The organism is Novosphingobium sp. SG751A (assembly GCF_013149295.1).
Taxonomy (GTDB): Bacteria; Pseudomonadota; Alphaproteobacteria; order Sphingomonadales; family Sphingomonadaceae; genus Novosphingobium.
In genome coordinates this window covers 341,535-360,218 of the sequence record NZ_JABGCB010000004.1, presented here as the reverse complement: position 1 = coordinate 360,218, position 18,684 = coordinate 341,535, and the positions used below count along the sequence as shown (strand labels likewise).

Annotated in this window: 18 protein-coding genes; 6 read left to right on the top strand and 12 right to left on the bottom strand. The window is 66.6% G+C overall.

The features are described from left to right. On the top strand, positions 1-1,646 hold a 1,646-nt coding region (locus FHW96_RS07670; protein WP_172339947.1), incomplete at its 5' end, for an IlvD/Edd family dehydratase. Between the two features lie 13 nt (positions 1,647-1,659). Continuing rightward, positions 1,660-2,529: an SMP-30/gluconolactonase/LRE family protein gene (locus tag FHW96_RS07665; protein ID WP_172339946.1), complete on the top strand. Its 870-nt coding sequence runs from the start codon at positions 1,660-1,662 to the stop codon at positions 2,527-2,529. Between the two features lie 9 nt (positions 2,530-2,538). Here FHW96_RS07665 and FHW96_RS07660 read toward each other — a convergent pair whose 3' ends face one another. Continuing rightward, positions 2,539-3,261 carry a FadR/GntR family transcriptional regulator gene (locus tag FHW96_RS07660; protein ID WP_172339945.1) on the bottom strand — a complete coding sequence of 241 codons (723 nt, stop codon included), beginning with the start codon at positions 3,259-3,261 and terminating at the stop codon, positions 2,539-2,541. A gap of 86 nt (positions 3,262-3,347) precedes the next feature. Here FHW96_RS07660 and FHW96_RS07655 point away from each other — a divergent pair, with 86 nt between their 5' ends. Genes FHW96_RS07655 through FHW96_RS07645 form a run of 3 tightly spaced genes read left to right on the top strand, consistent with a single transcriptional unit; the run spans position 3,348 to position 6,440 of the window. Continuing rightward, the gene (locus FHW96_RS07655) at positions 3,348-4,925 is read left to right on the top strand and encodes a sodium/sugar symporter (protein WP_172339944.1); all 1,578 of its coding nucleotides are present in this window, start codon (positions 3,348-3,350) and stop codon (positions 4,923-4,925) included. 1 nt (position 4,926) lies between these two features. Beyond that, entirely contained in the window at positions 4,927-5,796 is an 870-nt protein-coding gene (locus tag FHW96_RS07650) for a 2-dehydro-3-deoxygalactonokinase (protein WP_172339943.1), read from the top strand. Next, a complete protein-coding gene (locus FHW96_RS07645; protein WP_172339942.1) occupies positions 5,793-6,440 on the top strand; it encodes a 2-dehydro-3-deoxy-6-phosphogalactonate aldolase in 648 nt (215 codons plus the stop codon). The genes FHW96_RS07650 and FHW96_RS07645 overlap by 4 nt, the downstream gene beginning before the upstream one ends. A 53-nt stretch (positions 6,441-6,493) precedes the next feature. Here the strand turns inward: FHW96_RS07645 and cobO are convergent, their stop codons facing one another. From cobO to cbiE, 6 genes are read right to left on the bottom strand one after another with little or no spacing between them, the layout of a single operon-like run. Next, complete coding sequence (gene cobO, locus FHW96_RS07640; RefSeq protein ID WP_371815662.1) at positions 6,494-7,099, bottom strand: cob(I)yrinic acid a,c-diamide adenosyltransferase; 606 nt, start codon at positions 7,097-7,099, stop codon at positions 6,494-6,496. Then, on the bottom strand, positions 7,092-7,841 hold the full coding sequence (cobF, locus tag FHW96_RS07635) for a precorrin-6A synthase (deacetylating) (protein WP_172339940.1): 750 nt from the start codon (positions 7,839-7,841) through the stop codon (positions 7,092-7,094). The genes cobO and cobF overlap by 8 nt, the downstream gene beginning before the upstream one ends. 13 nt (positions 7,842-7,854) lie before the next feature. Then, positions 7,855-9,159 (bottom strand): cobyrinate a,c-diamide synthase, encoded by a 1,305-nt coding sequence (locus FHW96_RS07630; protein ID WP_172339939.1) that lies wholly within the window; start codon positions 9,157-9,159, stop codon positions 7,855-7,857. Beyond that, positions 9,156-9,941, bottom strand: coding sequence for a precorrin-4 C(11)-methyltransferase (gene cobM / locus FHW96_RS07625; protein ID WP_172339938.1), 786 nt, complete (start codon positions 9,939-9,941; stop codon positions 9,156-9,158). The genes FHW96_RS07630 and cobM overlap by 4 nt, the downstream gene beginning before the upstream one ends. Next, positions 9,938-10,318, bottom strand: coding sequence for a cobalamin biosynthesis protein (locus tag FHW96_RS07620; protein WP_216650819.1), 381 nt, complete (start codon positions 10,316-10,318; stop codon positions 9,938-9,940). Before FHW96_RS07620 ends, cobM begins: the two co-directional genes overlap by 4 nt. Next, positions 10,300-11,493: a precorrin-6y C5,15-methyltransferase (decarboxylating) subunit CbiE gene (cbiE, locus tag FHW96_RS07615; protein WP_172339937.1), complete on the bottom strand. Its 1,194-nt coding sequence runs from the start codon at positions 11,491-11,493 to the stop codon at positions 10,300-10,302. Before cbiE ends, FHW96_RS07620 begins: the two co-directional genes overlap by 19 nt. Here cbiE and FHW96_RS07610 point away from each other — a divergent pair. Further along, entirely contained in the window at positions 11,492-12,247 is a 756-nt protein-coding gene (locus FHW96_RS07610) for a cobalt-precorrin-6A reductase (RefSeq protein WP_172339936.1), read from the top strand. The two genes, cbiE and FHW96_RS07610, sit on opposite strands and share 2 nt — an antisense overlap. Here FHW96_RS07610 and cobJ read toward each other — a convergent pair. From cobJ to cobN, 5 genes are read right to left on the bottom strand one after another with little or no spacing between them, the layout of a single operon-like run. Then, on the bottom strand, positions 12,217-12,972 hold the full coding sequence (cobJ, locus tag FHW96_RS07605) for a precorrin-3B C(17)-methyltransferase (RefSeq protein WP_172339935.1): 756 nt from the start codon (positions 12,970-12,972) through the stop codon (positions 12,217-12,219). The two genes, FHW96_RS07610 and cobJ, sit on opposite strands and share 31 nt — an antisense overlap. Continuing rightward, positions 12,969-13,706: a precorrin-2 C(20)-methyltransferase gene (cobI, locus tag FHW96_RS07600; protein ID WP_172339934.1), complete on the bottom strand. Its 738-nt coding sequence runs from the start codon at positions 13,704-13,706 to the stop codon at positions 12,969-12,971. The genes cobJ and cobI overlap by 4 nt, the downstream gene beginning before the upstream one ends. Then, a complete protein-coding gene (locus tag FHW96_RS07595; RefSeq protein ID WP_172339933.1) occupies positions 13,703-14,332 on the bottom strand; it encodes a precorrin-8X methylmutase in 630 nt (209 codons plus the stop codon). The genes cobI and FHW96_RS07595 overlap by 4 nt, the downstream gene beginning before the upstream one ends. Then, complete coding sequence (locus FHW96_RS07590; RefSeq protein WP_172339932.1) at positions 14,332-15,444, bottom strand: cobalamin biosynthesis protein CobG; 1,113 nt, start codon at positions 15,442-15,444, stop codon at positions 14,332-14,334. Before FHW96_RS07590 ends, FHW96_RS07595 begins: the two co-directional genes overlap by 1 nt. Continuing rightward, complete coding sequence (cobN, locus tag FHW96_RS07585) at positions 15,441-18,683, bottom strand: cobaltochelatase subunit CobN (protein WP_172339931.1); 3,243 nt, start codon at positions 18,681-18,683, stop codon at positions 15,441-15,443. Before cobN ends, FHW96_RS07590 begins: the two co-directional genes overlap by 4 nt. Position 18,684 lies beyond the last annotated feature (1 nt).

Sequence of the window (18,684 nt, the reverse complement as noted above, 5' to 3'; positions counted from 1 at the left end):
TTGCCCAGACCGGCAGCGATCTTTCGCCCTGCAACCGCCATCATCTGGTGCTGGCCGAGCGCGTGCGCGACGGCATCCGCGAGGCGGGCGGCATTCCCATCGAATTTCCCTGCCACCCCATTCAGGAAACCGGCAAGCGGCCCACCGCTGGCCTTGACCGCAATCTGGCCTATCTCAGCCTTGTCGAAACGCTGTTCGGCTATCCGCTCGACGGCGTGGTGCTGACCATCGGCTGCGACAAGACGACGCCCGCGTGCCTGATGGCGGCGGCGACGGTCAATATTCCGGCCATTGCCCTGTCGGTAGGCCCGATGCTGAACGGCAATTTCAAGGGCGAACGCACCGGCAGCGGCACCATCGTGTGGAAGGCGCGGCAAATGCTCGCCGCCGGTGAGATCGACTATAAGGGCTTCGTCAAACTGGTGGCCTCCAGCGCGCCCAGCACCGGTTTCTGCAACACGATGGGCACGGCCACGACGATGAACTCTCTGGCCGAGGCACTGGGCATGAGCCTGCCGGGCAATGCGGCGATCCCTGCGCCCCATCGCGACCGCGCCGAAAGCGCCTATCACACCGGGCGCCAGATCGTGGAAATGGTGCGCGCCGACCGCAAGCCTTCCGATGTTCTGACCCGCTCGGCCTTTCTCAATGCCATCCGCGTCAATTCGGCCATCGGCGGCAGCACCAATGCGCCGATCCATCTGAACGCGATTGCGCGCCATGTCGGCGTCGAACTGTCGCTGGCCGATTGGGAAAGCCATGGGGCCGACATTCCGCTGCTGGTCAATCTGCAACCGGCGGGCGAATATCTGGGCGAGGACTATTATCGCGCGGGCGGCGTTCCCGCCGTGATGGGCGAGCTTTATCGCGCGGGCCTGCTTGATGGCGAGGCGTTGACGGTCAATGGCCGCACCGTGGCGGAGAATATTGCCGAAGCCGTTATCGAGGATGAGGATGTGATCCGTCCTTTGTCGGCGCCGCTGCGGCCTGCGGCCGGGCTGACCGTGCTGTCGGGCAATCTGTTCGACGCGGCGGTGATGAAAAAGAGCGTAATTTCCGACGCTTTCCGCGCGCGTTATCTGGCCAACCCGGATGATATGGAGGCCTTTGAGGGCCATGTCGTGGTGTTTGACGGGCCGGAGGATTACCATGCGCGCATTGATGATCCTGCGCTGGGCATCACCGACCGTTCGATTTTGGTGATCCGCGGCGCGGGGCCGGTGGGCTATCCGGGCGGGGCCGAGGTGGTCAACATGCGCCCGCCCGCTGCCCTTATCCGCGCCGGCATCGACGCTTTGCCCTGTATCGGCGATGGGCGCCAGTCGGGCACCAGCGGTTCGCCGTCGATCCTGAACGCCAGCCCCGAGGCGGCGGCAGGCGGCGGTCTGGCGCTGCTGCGCACGGGCGACATCGTACGCATCGACCTCAAGAACCGCAGCGTCAATGTGCTGGTGAGCGATGAGGAACTGGATCGCCGCCGCGTCGAAAATGCAGAAAATCCCTTCTCCGGCCCCGAAAGCCAGACGCCATGGCACGAAATTGCCCGGCGCGAGACGGGGCAATTCGCAGGCGGCGCGGTAATCGAAAGCGCGGTCAAATATCAGCGAATCGCCCAGACCAAGGGCCTGCCCCGCGACAGCCATTGAGGAGGCGGGCGCCATGAGCGAATGGACGATCATCGAGCGGGCGCGGCGCGACACTCTGGGTGAGGGCATCACCTATGTCGCGCGTGAGGATGCGCTCTATTGGGTGGATATTATCGGCCGGCGGGTGAACCGCTTCGGGCTGGGCGATGGGCAATATCGCGAATGGGCGATGCCCGAAATGACGGGCTGGCTGATCGAGCGGAGCGCGGGCGGGGGTTTTGTCGCGGGGCTGAAATCGGGGTTTCACCATCTCAGCCTCGATCCTTTCGCGCTCGAACCCATCGCCGCGCCCGAGCCGGATCTGCCCTTCAACCGCATGAACGATGCCTGCGCCGATGCCCATGGCCGCATCTGGGCGGGCACGATGAGCATGGCCGAAAACGCCGATGGCAGTCGGGATGAGGGCGGGCTTTACCGGCTCGACCCGGATCTGTCATGGCATCGGATGGACGCGCCCTACCACATTGCCAATGGCCCGGCGATCAGCCCGGATGGCGCCACGCTTTATCACACGGACAGCGCCAAGGGGCTGGTCTATCGCTTTGCCCTGTATGATGATGGCAGCCTCGGCCCGCGTGAGGTTTTTCTCGAATTTCCTGATGCATGGGGCTCGCCCGACGGTATGACGGTGGACGCGCAGGGCGGGATCTGGATCGCCCATTGGGGCGCGGGATGCGTCAGCCGGTTTGACCCCGACGGCGGGCGCGAGCGCTGGATCGACCTGCCCGCCAGCCAGATCACCCGGCCCTGTTTCGCCGGGGCCGATTACAGCCGCCTGTTTCTGACCAGCGCCGCCGACGGGGTGGACGAACCGCTGGCGGGCGCGGTGTTTGAGGTGGAGGCGGGCGTATTTGGTCTGCCGCCCCGTATGTTCGGCGCCTAGGCAATGGGCCTATTGTGCCGCATGGCTGTGCCGGGCGATCAGGTCCATGACATCGCCGATGATCGCGCGCATGGCGTCCTGCGCCGCGCGCGGATCGCGCGCCATGATCGCATCGCGCACTGCCCCATGCGCGGCCAGATCCGCCGTGCGCCCGACAATGCGATTGGTCAGCCGGATCGAGGTGCGCAGGGCCGTGGCGACCACATCGCGGAACTGGGCAAAGAAGGGATTGCCGCCCGCGCGCAGGATGGCCAGATGAAAGGCGATATCAGCGTCCAGCACATCGTCCTCGCCCCTTTCGGCGGCTTCCATCCGGGCAAATCCGGCCTCGATCAACGCGCGGCCCTTGTCATCGGCCGAGCCAGCGGCCAGCGCGGCGGCGGCCGGTTCGATGGCGGCTCGCAGCTGGTTGAACTGCGAGAGCAACTCGACCGAGAATTTGCGTTCCAGCAGCCAGCGCAGCACATCGGCGTCGAACAGGTTCCAGCTGGCCACCGGCTGAATGCTGGTGCCCTGCCTTGGCCTTGCGGTCAGCAGGCCTTTGGCGGTGAGCATCTTGACGGCCTCACGCGTGACCGAGCGGCTGACGCCATGCTGGATGGAAAGCTCGGCCTCGGTGGGGAAGGTGCGGTTTTCAAAGGCGCCCGTCACGATCTGGCGCCCCAGAAGATCGAGCAGCCCATAAGTCAGATTGCGCCCGAGGCCGCTGGAAGCATCGTCATTGTCGGTCATCGCGTGGCCCCCTCTGGCGTGTGTTTTTATCATATAAATAGACATAATCTCCCTTTGGCAAGGGATTTGGGAGGAAAGACCATTCTATGACGCTTTCAACCATCGATACGGCCATGGTGGTGGCCTATGCGATCTTCATCTTCGGCCTTGCCCAATGGGTCAGCCGCCGCAAGGGCGATGCGCAGGAGGATAGCGCGGGCTATTTTCTGGCCAGCCGCGCACTGCCTTGGTGGGCCATCGGTGCCTCGCTGATCGCGGCCAATATTTCGGCCGAACAGATCGTGGGCATGGCTGGCTCCGGCTATGCCATTGGCCTTGCGATTTCCTCCTATGAATGGATGGCCGCGCTCACTTTGCTGGTTGTGGGCAAATTCTTTCTGCCGGTATTTTTGCAGAACAACATCACCACCATGCCGGAATTTCTCGAGGCGCGCTTTGGCCCCACGATCCGTACGGTGATGGCAGTGTTCTGGCTGGTGCTTTACGTGTTTGTGAACCTCACCTCGATCCTGTGGCTGGGCTCGATTGCGGTGCGGCAGGTGGCGGGCGTGGATCAGGATGTTGCCTTGGCGGTGCTGGGCGTCTTCGCGCTGGCCTATCAGATCCGGGGCGGGCTGAAGGCCGTGGCGTTGACCGATATTGTTCAGGTCGCACTGCTGGTGATGGGCGGCCTGATTGTCTCGGGCATTGCGCTGGGGCAATTGGGCGAAGGGGCGGGCGTGGCCCATGGTTTTGCGCGGTTGGTGCGCGCAGTGCCCGATCATTTCCATATGATCCTCTCGCCTGACAGCCCGCATTACAAGGATCTTCCCGGCCTTGGCGTGCTGATCGGGGGCTTGTGGATCGCAAACCTGTCCTATTGGGGGTTCAACCAATATATCATCCAGCGCACACTGGCCGCCAAATCTTTGGGCGAGGCGCAGCGGGGCATCGTGTTCGCCGCCTTCCTCAAGCTGTTAATGCCGGTCATCATCGTGCTGCCCGGCATTGCGGCGGTGCTGCTGGCCCCCGATCTGGCCAAACCCGATCAGGCCTATCCGGCCATGATGCATCTGTTGCCCAACGGGTTGCTGGGGCTGGTCTTTGCCGCGCTGACGGCCGCGATCATCGCCTCCACGGCCAGCAAGATCAACTCGATCGCCACGATCTTCACGCTCGACCTCTATGCCCGCAAGATCGCGCCCGGCGCCAGCGAGACGCAGCTCGTCCGCGTGGGCCGGATCACGGCCTGCGTGGCCACGGTCATCGGCATTGTCGCGGCGCGGCCCCTGCTGGGCGGCATGGATCAGGCGTTTCAATATATTCAGGAATTCTCCGGCTTCGTGACGCCGGGCATCACGGTGATCTTCCTGACCGGCCTGTTCTGGCCCCGCGCCACTGAGGCGGGCGCGCTGGCGGGTGCTTTGGCTAGCGTGGTGCTTTCCGCGATTTTCCGCTTTGGCGGGGTTGCGGCGCTGACCGAAATTCCCTTCATGCACCGCATGGCGATGGTGTTCTTTGCCTCTCTTGCGCTCACGGTCCTTGTCTCGTTTTTGGGCAAACCCCCGGTGCGTCAGGGCAAGGGTATCATGGAGGGCGTTTCCTTTGACACCTCGCGCGGCTTTGCCATCGCTTCGGCGTTGGTGGCTGTGATCCTTGTGGCGCTTTATACGGTGTGGTGGTGATATGACGGGTGACATGATCGCGGTGGATTGGGGCACGACCAACCGCCGCGCCTATCTGATCGACGCAAGCGGGCAAGTGCTGCACACCGAGCGCGACGGCATGGGCCTGCTGGCCGTGCCGCCGGGGGGCTTTGCCGACGAGATTGCGGGGATCCGGGCGAAAATGGGCGATTTGCCGGTGCTGCTAGCGGGCATGGTGGGTTCGGCGCGGGGCTGGGTCAATGTGCCTTACCTGTCTTGTCCGGTTGGATTGGGGGATCTGGGCGGCGCGCTGCACTGGGTCGAGCCGGAGCGGACCGCTATCGTTCCGGGCCTGTGCGACCCGGCGGGCGATGTGATGCGGGGCGAGGAGGTGCAGTTGCTGGGCGCGGTGGCGGCGGGGCTGGTGCCCGATGATGCGCTGTTGTGTCAGCCGGGCACTCATTGCAAATGGGCGCGCATGGCGGGCGGTCGTGTGGCCTCTTTCGCCACGGCCATGACCGGCGAGATTTTCGCCTTGCTGAAAAACCACAGTCTTTTGAGTGATTTCCTCGGCGGCGATGTGGGCGATGATGACGCCTTCCGCGCCGGGGTGCGCGATGGGCTGACGGGCCGTCTGACCACGCGCCTGTTCCGCGTGCGCGCCGCTGCCCTGCTGGGCCATCGCAGCGTGCAGGAAAGCGCTTCCTATACCTCGGGCCTGATGATCGGCCATGATGTGGGCGGCGAAGGCCTGCGGGAAGGCGACCCGGTCCATATCCTTGCCGACCCGCATTTGGGCCGGCTATATGCCGCCGCTGTGCATATTGCCGGCGGCCGCCCCATCCTGATCGACAGTCACGCGGCCTTTGTGGCCGGTATCTTCCGCCTGTGGAAAGCGAGCCAAGTATGACTACTCCTATCGAAACCCTGAACGCCGCCCTTGCCCGATGCCCGCTGGTGGCGATCCTGCGCGGGGTGCGCCCCGATGAGGTGGAGGCCATTGGCGATGCGATCATCGAGGCGGGCTTCTCGATGATCGAAGTGCCTTTGAACTCGCCCGATCCGCTGGCCTCGATCGCGCTGCTGGCAAAGCGTTACGGGCCCGATGTGCTGGTGGGCGCGGGCACGGTGCTGACCGTGCAGAATGTGGCCGATGTCAAGGCGGCGGGCGGGCGCCTCATCATCTCGCCCAATGTGAACGGCGACGTGATCCGCGCCACCGTGGCGGCGGGCATGATCTCGCTGCCCGGTTTCTACACGCCCACCGAGGCTTTTTCCGCGCTGGACGCAGGCGCCACGGGCCTGAAGCTCTTCCCCGCCGAAGGGGCCAGCCCGGCCTATATGAAGGCCCAGCGCGCCGTTCTGCCCAAGGATCTGCCCTTGCTGGCCGTGGGCGGGGTGACGCCGGAAAACCTGTCGCAATGGACTGCGGCGGGCGCGCAGGGGGCCGGACTTGGCTCGGCGCTTTACAAGGCGGGCCTTTCGGCCGCCGAGGTCGGCGCGCGGGCGCGGGCCTTTATCGCGGCGGTCGCGGCCCTGCCCAAGTCGGGGTAAGCGGCCTTGGGGCGAATGGGTGCAGCGCTCCATTCGCCCTTTGGCTGGTCGCTCTAGAACTCGATCCCAGCCTGCGCCTTCACCCCGGATCGGAACGGGTGCTTGACCATGGTCATATCGGTGACCAGATCTGCCGCATCGATCAGCGCATCGGGAGCGTTGCGCCCCGTAACGATCACATGCTGCATCTCCGGCTTGGCGCCTAAAACCTCCAGCACCTCGTCCAGCGGCAGATAATCATAGCGCAGGACGATGTTCAACTCATCGGCGAGCACCATGTCATAGGCCGGGTCCGCGATCATGCGCTTCACCTCGTCCCATGCGGTGCGGGTGGTGGCGATGTCGCGGCTGCGGTCCTGGGTGTTCCATGTAAAGCCCTCGCCCATCGGCTTAAATTCCACATTGTCGGGAAAGGCGTCGAACACCGCCTTCTCTCCCGTGGTCATCGCGCCCTTGACGAACTGAACCACGCCCACCTTCATCCCATGGCCAATCGCGCGCACCACCATTCCCAGCGCGGCGCTGGTCTTGCCCTTGCCCTTGCCGGTGTGGACGATCAGCAGGCCCTTTTCGCGGGTCTTGGTGGCCATGATGGTTTCGCGTGCGGCCTGTTTTTTGCGCATTTTGTCGGCATGGCGTGCCTCGTCGGCTTCATCCATCATTCTGTTCCTTTCGCATCAGGTAAACATCCATGATCCAGCCATGGCGGGCGCGCAGTTCGGCGCGGCGGGCGGCAATGGCAGGACCGACCTGCGCCAGCGGGCCGCATTCCAGCGCCTCTTGCGCCATGCCCAGATAGGCGCCCCACCAGATAGCAATCCCCGCCGGGTCCAGAACCTCAAACGCACAGCCGCCATCCAGCATGACCACCACCGTATCGGCACTCTTTGGCCAGCCATGGGCGCGCAGCAGTCGCCCGGTCGTGATCGTGACCGATCCGGCCAGCGGGTTGAGCACAATGGCATGGGCCGCCGTCAGCGCCTGAATGCTGGTAATCCCGGCCACAACCTGCACTTTCACGCCCGACAGCCTCTCGGCGATGCGCAGCGTGCTGTCATAAAGCGAGGGATCGCCCCAGACGAGCAGCGCCGGCCTGCCGCCATCGGGCAGATGCATGGCGATCTGTTCGCGCCAGATCGCAGCGATGGCATCGTGCCATTCCTGCACGGCCTGCACATAATTACCCCCGGCATCACGGACGGGCATGTCGAATTCGACGATCCGCACCGACGCGCTGAGCACCTGCGCGCAGATATCGCGGCGCAGATCGACCAGATCCGACTTGGCCTCGCCCTTGCGGGGGATCAGGATCAGATCCGCCTCATTCATGGCGCGCACGGCCTGCATGGTGATATGGTCCGGGTTGCCGGTGCCGATACCGATCAGGGTCAGTTCAATCATGACGCGAGCTCCATTATGAAGCCCGCGCGATCATGTGAAAGAAGCTGCCGCTGACCATGCCTCGCCGCGATCCGGTTTCGGCCACATCATCGCCATTGGCATCGGTGACGTGGGCCAGAGCTTCGTCATTCAGCGCAACGATGGTGGAATAATGGAACTCATGGCCGCGCAGACAGGCCCCACCCGCAATGCCCCCAATCGGCGCCAGCAATTGGGCATGGCGATAGCCCAGATGCATCTTGCGCCGCGCATAGCTGGTTTCCAGCCCCAACAGGCCCGCCATGCGATGGCTCTGGCCGTTCTTGTCGATCAGGCTTTGCCCCAAGACCATATAGCCGCCGCATTCGCCATGGACCGGACGGGTCTGAGCATGGCGCGCCAGGCCGGAGAGGAACTTGCCCGCCGCCGCAATCGCCCCCGCATGGAGTTCAGGATAGCCCCCCGGCAACCACACGAGATCCGCCTCGCTCGAAGGCGACTCATCGGCCAATGGCGAGAAAGGCAGCACCCGCGCCCCGGCTCGCCGCCAGCCTTCGAGCAGATGCGGATAGATGAAGGAAAAGGCCGCATCGCTGGCCATGGCGATGGTCTGGGCGGGAGGATCGGGCAGCCGGCCTGTGCCACAGGTCGTCGCCCCGCGCACACAGGCACGGATCGCGGCCAGATCGACATGTTCGCGAATGAACGCCGCATAATCGGTCACCGCGCGCTCAAGATCGGGATGCTCCATCGCCTGAACCAGCCCAAGGTGGCGTTCGGGCAGCACCAGATCGCCGCGCCGGGGCAGCGCGCCCAGCACCGGAATAGCCATGGCCTCCATCCCCTTGCGGATCAGGTTTTCATGGCGCGCGCTGGCCACGCGATTGAGGATGACGCCCGCGAATGGCAGGTTCGGATCATAGGCCCGGAACCCCAGCGCCGTGGCTGCCGCCGATTGTGCCTGACCCGAGGCGTCAAGCACCAGCACCACCGGCCAACCCATCCGCCGCGCCAAATCGGCGCTGGCGCCATTCCCGCTTGCGCCGGGGTGCGCCACCCCGTCAAACAGGCCCATCGACCCTTCGGCCAGCACGATTTCGGCCCCTGCCGCCTGCGCGGCAATCGCGTCGATCAGCGCCGGTTCCATCGCCCAACTGTCCAGATTGAACGAGGGGCGCCCGCAGGCGGCGCGGTGGAAGGCCGGGTCGATATAATCCGGCCCGCTCTTGAACGGCTGCACCGTCAAGCCGTCCTGAGACAGTGCGCGCAGGAGGCCCAGCATCACCGTGGTCTTGCCTGTGCCTGACGCGGGGGCGGCGATCAGCAAACCCGGCGTCATTCCATCACACCTTCAAAACGCGACGTTGCCCCTTGCGGGCGGAAACGGCGGTCATAATCGGCGGCATAAAGGCTGCTTTCGGCAAAACCCTGTGCGTCCAGAACCCGCCCGACAAGGATGATAGCGGTGCGCTCCATCGTCCCGGCTACCTCCTGTTCGATGGTGGAGAGCGTGGCGCGCACGATCCGCTGATCGGGCCAGCTTGCCCGCCAGACCACCGCGACCGGACAATCCGCGCCATAGGCCGGGGCCAGATCGCGCACCACCTGCGCCAGATTGTGGATCGAGAGATGGATCGCCAGCGTTGCCCCGGTCACGGCAAAATTGCGCAAGCTCTCGGCGGCCGGCATCGTGCTGGCCCGCCCCGGCGTGCGGGTCAGCACCAGCGACTGGCCCAGTTCGGGCAGCGTCAGTTCGGCCTCCAGCGCGGCGGCGGCGGCGGCAAAGGCGGGCACGCCCGGCGTGATCGACACGGGAATATCCAGCGCGCGCAGCCGCCGCAATTGCTCGCCCATCGCCGACCAGACCGACAGGTCGCCCGAATGCAGCCGCGCCACATCATGGCCCGCCGCATGAGCCTCGGCGATTTCGGCGATGATCGCGTCCAGCGAGAGCGGGGCGGTGTTGACGATGCGCGCGCCGGGCGGGCAATGATCAAGCAATGCGGCGGGAACCAGCGAACCGGCATAGAGGCAGACCGGGCTGGCCGCGATCAGATCGCGCCCGCGCAGGGTGAGAAGGTCGGGTGCGCCGGGGCCTGCGCCGATGAAATGTACGGTCATTCGTAGGTTCCTTGAGCAATAGCGCAGGTGGCCATCTGGTCGGGCGAAATCCGGCGCGGGCGGATGAGGCGGGCACGGGGGCCGATGGCGGCCATGGCGGCGGCCTCGGCCAGACTGCCCGTGCCGCGCGCCTGCTGACTGGCGGCGGAGGTGGTGGAGGTTGGCGCGGCGCTGATCGCCCCGGCGTCGATGGCGGCGATGGGCAGACCGAGGGCCTCGGCCAGCGGCGCCAGCGCAGGGGCCTTGTCCGCCGCCGTGGCCAGATGGGTGACGGGGGGCAAGCCCTCCTGCGCGGCTATCAGCGCCGCGCGCAGCGAGGCCAGCGTTGCTTTCTCGCGAAAACCGAAACCGGCGACGATCACAGCGTCACGCTCCATTGCACCACCGGATAGCGGGCCTTCCAGCCATGGCGCGTGCCGATGGGCGCGGCATCGGCCAGTTCGACCCGCAGCAAAGCCCCGCCCTTCAGCCCATGCCAGCGCGCCAGCAGGCTCTCCGATTCCAGCGTCACCGCATTGACGACAAGGCGTGTTCCAGCGGGCAGGCGGGACCAGAGCGCCGATAGCAAATCCTCTGAAAGCCCGCCGCCGATGAACACCGCATCGGGCGCGGGGCCGTCGGGCCATGTGTCCGGCGCGCGGCCCTCGATCACCTGCAAGCGGTCCACGCCCAAACTGGCCGCATTTGCGCGGGCGCGCTCGGCGCGGACCGGGTCGGCCTCGATGGCCAGCGCGCGATTGGCCGGATGGGCCAGCAGCCATTCAATGCCGATCGAACCCGACCCCGCGCCAATGTCCCACAATGTCTCGCCCGCGCGCGGGGCCAGTGCCGAAAGGGTGAGGGCGCGGATCGGGCGCTTGGTGATCTGGCCGTCCGAGACGAAAAAATCGTCGGGCAGGCCGGAGATGACCGGCATCGCGGGGCCTGCGCCCGTGGCGATCCCCACTGCAACGGGATGGGCGATCTCGTGGAAATCCATGGCCTCGGCGGCAGCGCAGCGGAGGCGTTCGCGAGGGCCGCCCAGCGCCTCCATCACATGCAGCGTCGATGCGCCAAAGCCGAGATCGCTTAAATAGCGGGCCAGTGCCTCCACTTGCTCCCCATCGGGCATCAGGGCGATGATCGCGCGTCCGGGCGCCAGATGCGGGCGCAACCGGGCCAGCGGCGCGGCGTGAAGGCCGATGCCGACCGTATCCTGAAGCGCCCAGCCCAGCCGCGCCGCCGCCAGCGAAAATGTCGAGGGCGCGGGATGGGCCACCCATTCGCCCGGATCGAGATGGCGGGTCACGGTTGTCCCCGCGCCGAACCAGAACGGGTCGCCCGAGGCCAGCATCACCACCCGCCGCCCGCGATGCTCCAGCAAACGCGCGATGCCATCGGCAAAAGGCACTGGCCATTCAAGAGTGGCGCACGTAAGGGCGGGCAGCAGCGCAAGATGACGCGGCGGGCCGATCACCACTTCGGCGCGCTCAAGCGCCTTGCGCGCCGCCGCCGACAGGCCTTGCGCCCCGTCCTCGCCCAACCCGATGATGGTCAACCAGGGATCAGCCATGCACCATATCCTTTTGCTGGGCGGCACTACCGAAGCAAGCGCGCTGGCCCGTCTGCTGGCCGCGCAGGGCATGAACGCCACGCTCAGCTATGCCGGGCGGACAGAAAATCCGCGTCCGCAGCCAGTGCCCTGCCGCATTGGTGGCTTTGGCGGGGTGGAGGGGCTGGTGGCCTACCTGCGCGAGCATCGCATCACGCATCTGGTGGACGCCACGCATCCCTTTGCCGCCCGGATGAGCGCCCATGCGGCAGCGGCGGCGCGGATCGCAGGCGTGCCCTTTGTGGCCCTGACCCGCCCGGCATGGCGTTGCGAAGAGGGCGACAACTGGACCGGCGTGGCCGGCATCGAGGAGGCCGTGGCGGCATTGGATGGCCCGCCGCGCAGGGTGCTGTTGGCACTGGGGCGGATGCATGTCGATGCCTTCGCGGCCCAGCCGCAGCATCATTACCTGCTGCGCTTTGTCGATGTGCCGGATGTGCCGCCCGCCTTGCCCGATCATCATCTGGTCGTGGATCGGGGGCCGTTTTCGGTGGCAGGTGACCGGGCCTTGCTGCGCCATCATGCCATCGATCTTGTGGTCAGCAAGAACGCGGGCGGCACCGGGGCGCAGGCCAAGCTGATCGCCGCGCGTGAACTGGGCCTGCCGGTACTGATGATCGAGCGGCCCGCGATGCCGGAAAGGCGCGAGATGTTCCGGCCAGAGGACGTGCTGGACTGGATCGCTCATACGCCTGTCGCCGAGCGGGGGGTGTAGAGCAGCGGGCCACGGGGGCGCTCGATGATCCGCGTCTGGCTCGATCCGAGGATGACCATCGTGCGCATATCGGCCATGTCGGGCGTGGCGCGGTCCAGCGGCACGATGCGCAATTCCTCCTGCGGGGTGGAGACAGCGCGGGCAAAGAGCATCGGGCGCGCGTCGGCGCAGGCCTCCTGTAAGATGGACAAAGCTCGGGCGAAACCTTCGGGCCGGGATTTCGAGCGCGGGTTGTAAAAGGCGATGGCGAAATCGGCCTCGACCGCAAGGCGCAGGCGCTTTTCGATTCTTGCCCATGGCTTGAGATTGTCCGACAGGTTGATCGCGCAGAAATCATGCCCCAAAGGCGCCCCGGCGCGCGCGCTGGCCGCCAGCATCGCGGTAATGCCGGGCAGCACGCGAATGTCGAGATCGCGCCAATGGGATGGCCCAGCCTCCAGCGCCTCGAACACGGCGGCGGCCATGGCAAAGACCCCCGGATCGCCCGAGGAAACCACCACCACCCGCCGACCCTCTGCGGCAAGGCGCAGGGCAAGTGCGGCGCGGTCGAGTTCGACCCGATTGTCCGATGGGTGCAGCAGCAACCCCTGGCGCGGCGCGACCCGCGCCACATAGGGGATATAGCCGATCACATCCGTTGCCTGGGCCAGCGCGGCGCTGACTTCGGGCGTGATGAGCGCCTCGTCGCCCGGCCCAAGGCCCGCGATGGAGAGGATGCCGCTCATGGCCGCCGCCCTTGTCCATGGATCAGCAGGATCGAGAAATAGGGCGTCACTTCCTTGGCCTCGGCCAGAGGCGTCACGCGCTGCCCCGGCATCGCGGCATATTCGACCAGCCATGCCTCATCTTCGCGCCCGGCCGCCGCCACCGCGCGGCGCAGCTTGGCAATGTTGCGCCCGATCTTCATCACCACCAGCGCATCGGTATCGCGGATGCGGCGGGTCAATTCCCCTTCGGGCAGAGTGGCCATGGCCACGGTCAGCACATCGTCGCCCCATGTGATCGGCATGGCGGTGGCGTGCCATGCGCCTGCCATGCCGGTGATGCCCGGCACCACCGCCACCGGCACCACGCCCGTCAGCCGGGAATGGAGATGCATGAAGGAGCCATAGAAAAACGGGTCGCCCTCGCACAGCACCACGATGTCATGACCCGCGCGCGACAGGTCGATCAGCCTTTGCGTGCATTGCGCGTAAAAGGCTGAAAGGCATTGATTATAGCGCGGATCTGTCAGGGGGATCTCGGTGGTCACCGGATATTCCATCGCGATTTCCACCGCATCCTCGCGCAGCATCCCCTCGGCGATGCGCCGCGCCTGCCCGGGGCGACCCGCCTTGCGGAAATAGGCGATGTGGCGGGTGCCGCGCACCAGCCGGTCGGCGCGCACGCTCAGCAGATCGGCGGCACCGGGGCCAAGGCCGACCCCGTGGATCGTACCCTCGTGGATGGTCCCGCTCATTCCGCGTCGCTCGCCAAGGCGTTGATCGCCGCGACCGTGATTGCGCTGCCGCCAAGGCGGCCCTCGACGATGCAGCAGGGGACGGGAGCGGCCTCCCACAGCGCGGCCTTGGATTCCACTGCGCCGACAAAGCCGACCGGGCAGCCGATGATTGCCGCCGGGCGCGGACAGGCCGGATCCTCCAGCATGTTGAGCAGGTGGAACAGTGCAGTGGGCGCATTGCCTATGGCCACCACCGCGCCCGCCAGATGAGGCCGCCACAGTTCCAGCGCGGCGGCTGAGCGCGTGTTGCCCATTGCCTTGGCCAGATCCGGCACTTGGCGGTCGTGCAGCGTGCAGATCACCGCATTGCCCGCCGAGAGGCGCCCCCGCGTGATCCCTTCCGATACCATTCGCGCATCGCACAGGATCGGCGCGCCGGCGGCCAGCGCAGCCCGCGCATCCGCCGCAAAGCCGAGAGAAAAGCGGATATGGCGTGCAAGATCGACCATGCCCGCCGCATGGATCATCCGCACGGCCACGGGTTCCTCCTGCGCCCAAAAGTGGGCCAGATCGGCCTCGGCGCGGATTGTGGCGAAGGATTGTTTATAGATGGCCGCGCCATTGGTTTCATAGACGTGGGGCATCAGGCAACTCCAAAATGGGCAAGAACCATGGCGGGGTCCATATCGGTCAGGGCGGGCAGTTCGGTCTGGTCATGGGCGCCCGCGCGGGCGTTGGCGGCAAGGTCGAAGCGGCCATCCCGGCCGGTCAGGGTAATGTCGGCAGGCCCCGACCGCGCGCAGCCCTTGGCGCAGCCCGAGACATGCAGGCGGCCTTTCACCACCGGGGCAAGGCGGCGGGCGAGGTCGCGCGTTTCCACGCTGGCCTGCGGGCAGGCGGGCGCGCCGGGGCAGGCATCGACGCGCAGCAGCGGGCTGGCCGGGTCTGAAATCAGGCCGGGGATGTTGGCTGTTGGGGTGCCTTCAAGGATCAGCACGCGCCATGGCGTGATCCGCAGGTCCGAAGTGGCGGTGCGGGCAAGCAGGCTGGCGTCGATCTGACCAAAAGGGACGCCGAAAGCCGCGCCGCCGGGGACGATGGCGGGGCGGGCGGGCGCTGGCGGCTGCGATCCATTGGCCCAGTCGGGCAGGGGGGCGTGATGGCGGGCCATGCGCCGCGCGCCGCTTTGCGCAAACCAATGGGCCAGCGCGATGAGGGCTTCGGCCTCCTGCCCAAACGGGATGATTGTTCCGCAAACGCGCCCATCGGCCCGCAGGATCAGGCCGCCATCTGCGCCGCGTTCGATGCGGAAATCGCCCGGTTCGGCGCTCAGGATCGGTGCCCGTCCGGCATCGATGACAAAGCCGACCTTACCCGGCAGGGGCGGCAGTCGATCTATGCGCGCCATCAGGTCGCAGGCTATGCGGTGACTGTCATCGCCCTCGGCCCAGTTGGGGGCGATCAGGATATTGCGCGCCCTTTCACGCCACGCATCGGGATCGGTCAGCCCATGCTCGATCAATTGCACAATCAGCAGGGGCCAGTTCGCCTCGCTCACGCCGCGGATCTGGAGATTGGCGCGGCGGGTGATGTCGATCATGCCATTGCCACAGGTCTGGGCCAGCGCGCAAAGCGCCAGCGCCTGATCGCGGCTCAGGCGGCCAAGGCGCGGCTTGATGCGGACCAGCAGGCCATCACCGGTCGCCATCGGGCGCCATGCATCGGGGCACCAGCCCTTGATCGCAAAGCCGCTCATGCGGTCGGGTCCAGCGGCAGGGAGGCAAGGATCGAATTGCGCCTCGTCGTCCACAGGCCAGCGGCGTGGAGCGTGGCAAAGCGGGCCTCCATCGCGGCCAGCGCGCCAGGGTTTTCGCGATCGAGAAACGCGCGGACATCGCCTTGGCCCAGCGTGGCATCGTGATAGAGGTCGAAGAGATGCGGCGGCACGCAGCCCGCCAGATGAGCAAAAGCGCCCAGATGGTCTAGCGTGGCGGCGATCTCGGCCGCTCCGCGAAAGCCGTGGCGCATCATGCCCGCGATCCAGCCGGGATGGACGGCGCGGGCGCGTACCACGCGGGCGATTTCTTCGGTGAGAGCGCGGGCGACCGGACGGGCCGGATCGCGACTGTCGAGGTGATAGAGCGCGGCATTGCCCCCGGTCACGGCTTGCGCTGCGGCAAAACCGGCCTCATGCGCGGCATAATCAGCGGCCAGCAAGAGGTCACTTTCAGTCAAATCCTGAAGATGGACAAAGGCATCGGCCTTGGCCACACGGCGTCGCAAGCCATCGGGATCGGCATGGGATTGGGGTGCGTCCAGCGCATGATCGGAGGCGGCCAGCCATGCCTCTCCGGCCTTGCGGCGGGCCTCATCGCCATAGGCATCGGCCGCGATGCCAAGGCCGTAGCGCCCCGGCGCGGGGCCATAGACGCGCGGGGCGGCGATGGTTCCGGCAAAGGGGTTCCAGTCGTCCGGTTCGTCGCGTTCGCACAGGGCGCGCACCGCCTGACCGAACAGGACCGGCAGATTGGGGAAAGCATCGCGCAGCAGGCCCGAGACGCGCAGGGTCACATCGATGCGCGGGTGGTCGAGCAGGGCCAGCGGCAGGATTTCCACCCCCGTCACTCGCTCCGAAGTCAGATCCCACAGCGGTTTCGCGCCCAACAGGTGCAGCGCCATGGCAAATTCCTCGCCCGCCGTGCGCATCGTGGCCGAACCCCACAGGTCCACCACCAGCCCGCGCGGATAATCGCCATGATCCTGCAAATGCCGCCGGATCAGTTCCTGCGCCAGCACCACCCCTTGCGCATGGGCCGCGCGCGAGGGAACGGAGCGCGGGTCGATGGTGTAGAGATTGCGCCCCGTGGGCAGCACATCCCCGCGCCCGCGATGGGGAGAGCCGGAGGGACCGGGGGGCACGAAACGCCCCGCCAGCGCGGCCTGCAATCCTGCGCGCTCGGCCGCGCCATGTTCGCCCCGGCCAAAGATGTGGAGGCCATCGCCATACTGGCTCTCCTTGATGTCGCAGACGAAGCGGTCGATGCGGGTGATCGCCTCGGCGGGCGTGGCGGCGGCGGACAGCCCCAGTTCGGCCTCCAGCCCCAATCCTTGCGCCTCGTTGCGGATGGCGGTTTGCAGACGGTCGCGCCGGGCCGGATCAAGCCCCCCGGCGTTGGAAAATTCATCCAGCAAGGCTTCGAGCGTGGCCAGCCCCGCGCCATGGGCGGTGGGCGCAAGCGGGGGCGGGGCATGGCCGATAGTGACGGCGGCGATGCGGCGTTTGGCTTGGGCCGCCTCGCCCGGATCGTTGACGATGAAGGGATAGATTACCGGCATGCCCATGGTCAGCGCCTCGGGCCAGCAGGCGTCGGACAGTGCCACAGCCTTGCCCGGCAGCCATTCCAGCGTGCCATGCGCGCCCATATGCACCAGCGCGTCGATGCCGCGTGCGCGCAGCCAGAGATAGAAGGCGACATAGGCATGGCGTGGGCAATGCGAGAGATCGTGATAATCGCCATCGCGCGAGGCCGCATCGCCGCGCTCTGGCTGAAGCGCGATCAAGGTGCGGCCGGTGGTGATGGCGGCAAAATGGAACTGGCCCTCGATTGTGGCGGGATCGCTTTCGGGTGGGCCCCAATTTTGCTCCAGCGCATCGTGCAAAGGGGCGGGCAGGGTTGCGAGCTCGGCGCGGTACGCATCGAGCGGCCAGCCCACGCTTTGCTGCGCCAAAGCGGTCGCCAGATCAGGCACCGCAGGCTCGCCCAGATCGCTCAGCATCGCCTGCGCTGATGCCAGCGCGTCGAGGCCAACCGCATGAGCCATCTGATGCGCCTTGCCGGGATAGGTGGAGAGGATGATGGCCACGCGCCGGTCCTGCGCGGGTTTGCGGGCCAGAGCGATCCAGCCCGAAACCCGCGCGACGATGGCGGCGATCCGCGCCGGATCGCCCCGGTGCAGGTTTTGCGCAAAGCCCAGCGCCGGATCATGGGCTGCGGCTTCCTTGAAACTGGCCACGCCAGCAAACACCCGCCCGTCGATTTCGGGCAAGACCACATGCATCGCCAGATCGGCGGGCGACAGCCCGCGTGAGGCAGCCTCCCATGCCACGCGCGACGATGTGGCCAGCGCCAGTTGAAACACCGGCACATTGGCGACGTCGAGCGGGGTCTGGCTGCTCTCGTCGCGGGCGGAAAAGGCGGTCGCGTTGAGGATCGCCGCCGGGGCAAGTTCGCGGACCCAGCGTTCAATCAAAGCCCGCGATTGCGGTTCCTTCAGCGAGGGGGCGAAAAGCGAGAGCGTATCATAGCCTGCCGCCTCAAACGCTTGATGCAATTGGGCAAAGGGGTCGAGATCATGCGCGGCCAAATAGGAGCGGTAAAAGACGATCAGCACAAGCGGGCGGGTGGATTGAAAGGCCGAGGGATCGCAGACCCCGTGCGCCGGATGCCATCCCCCGGCCATCGGCAATTCTGCGCCCGCGCTCGCCGAGGTCACCGAGAACCCCGCCGCGCCGGCCAGCAGGCCCAGCGCCGCGCCCGCCGCATCGGCCCCGCCGCCATCGCACAGGCGGCCCAGATCGGCCAGCAGCCCCGACGCCACGGTCGAGGCCGAGTTCAGCCTTGCATCCGGGCGCCCGTCCGCAGGCAGCACCGCCAGTGCGATGCCCCGCGACCGGGCCAGCAGTTCGACCTGTTGCAGCCCATAGGGCCAATAGGCCTGTCCCCCGATCAGCCGGATCAGGATCGCCCGCGCGCCCGACAAAGTCCGCTCGATATAGGTATCGACCGAGAGGGGATGGGCCAGCGCCGACAGATTGGCGAGGCGCAGCGAAGGAAAGGCCGGATCCCGCTCCCGCGCCTGATGCCATGCCGCCGCGAAAGCCCCAAGGTCGCTGTCGGAAAAGGACAGCACGACCAGATCCGCAGGCGCCTGCCCCAGATCCTGCGGGATGGCGACCTCCTCCATCCCGTGCGTTTCGCGGAAGATGATATGCATC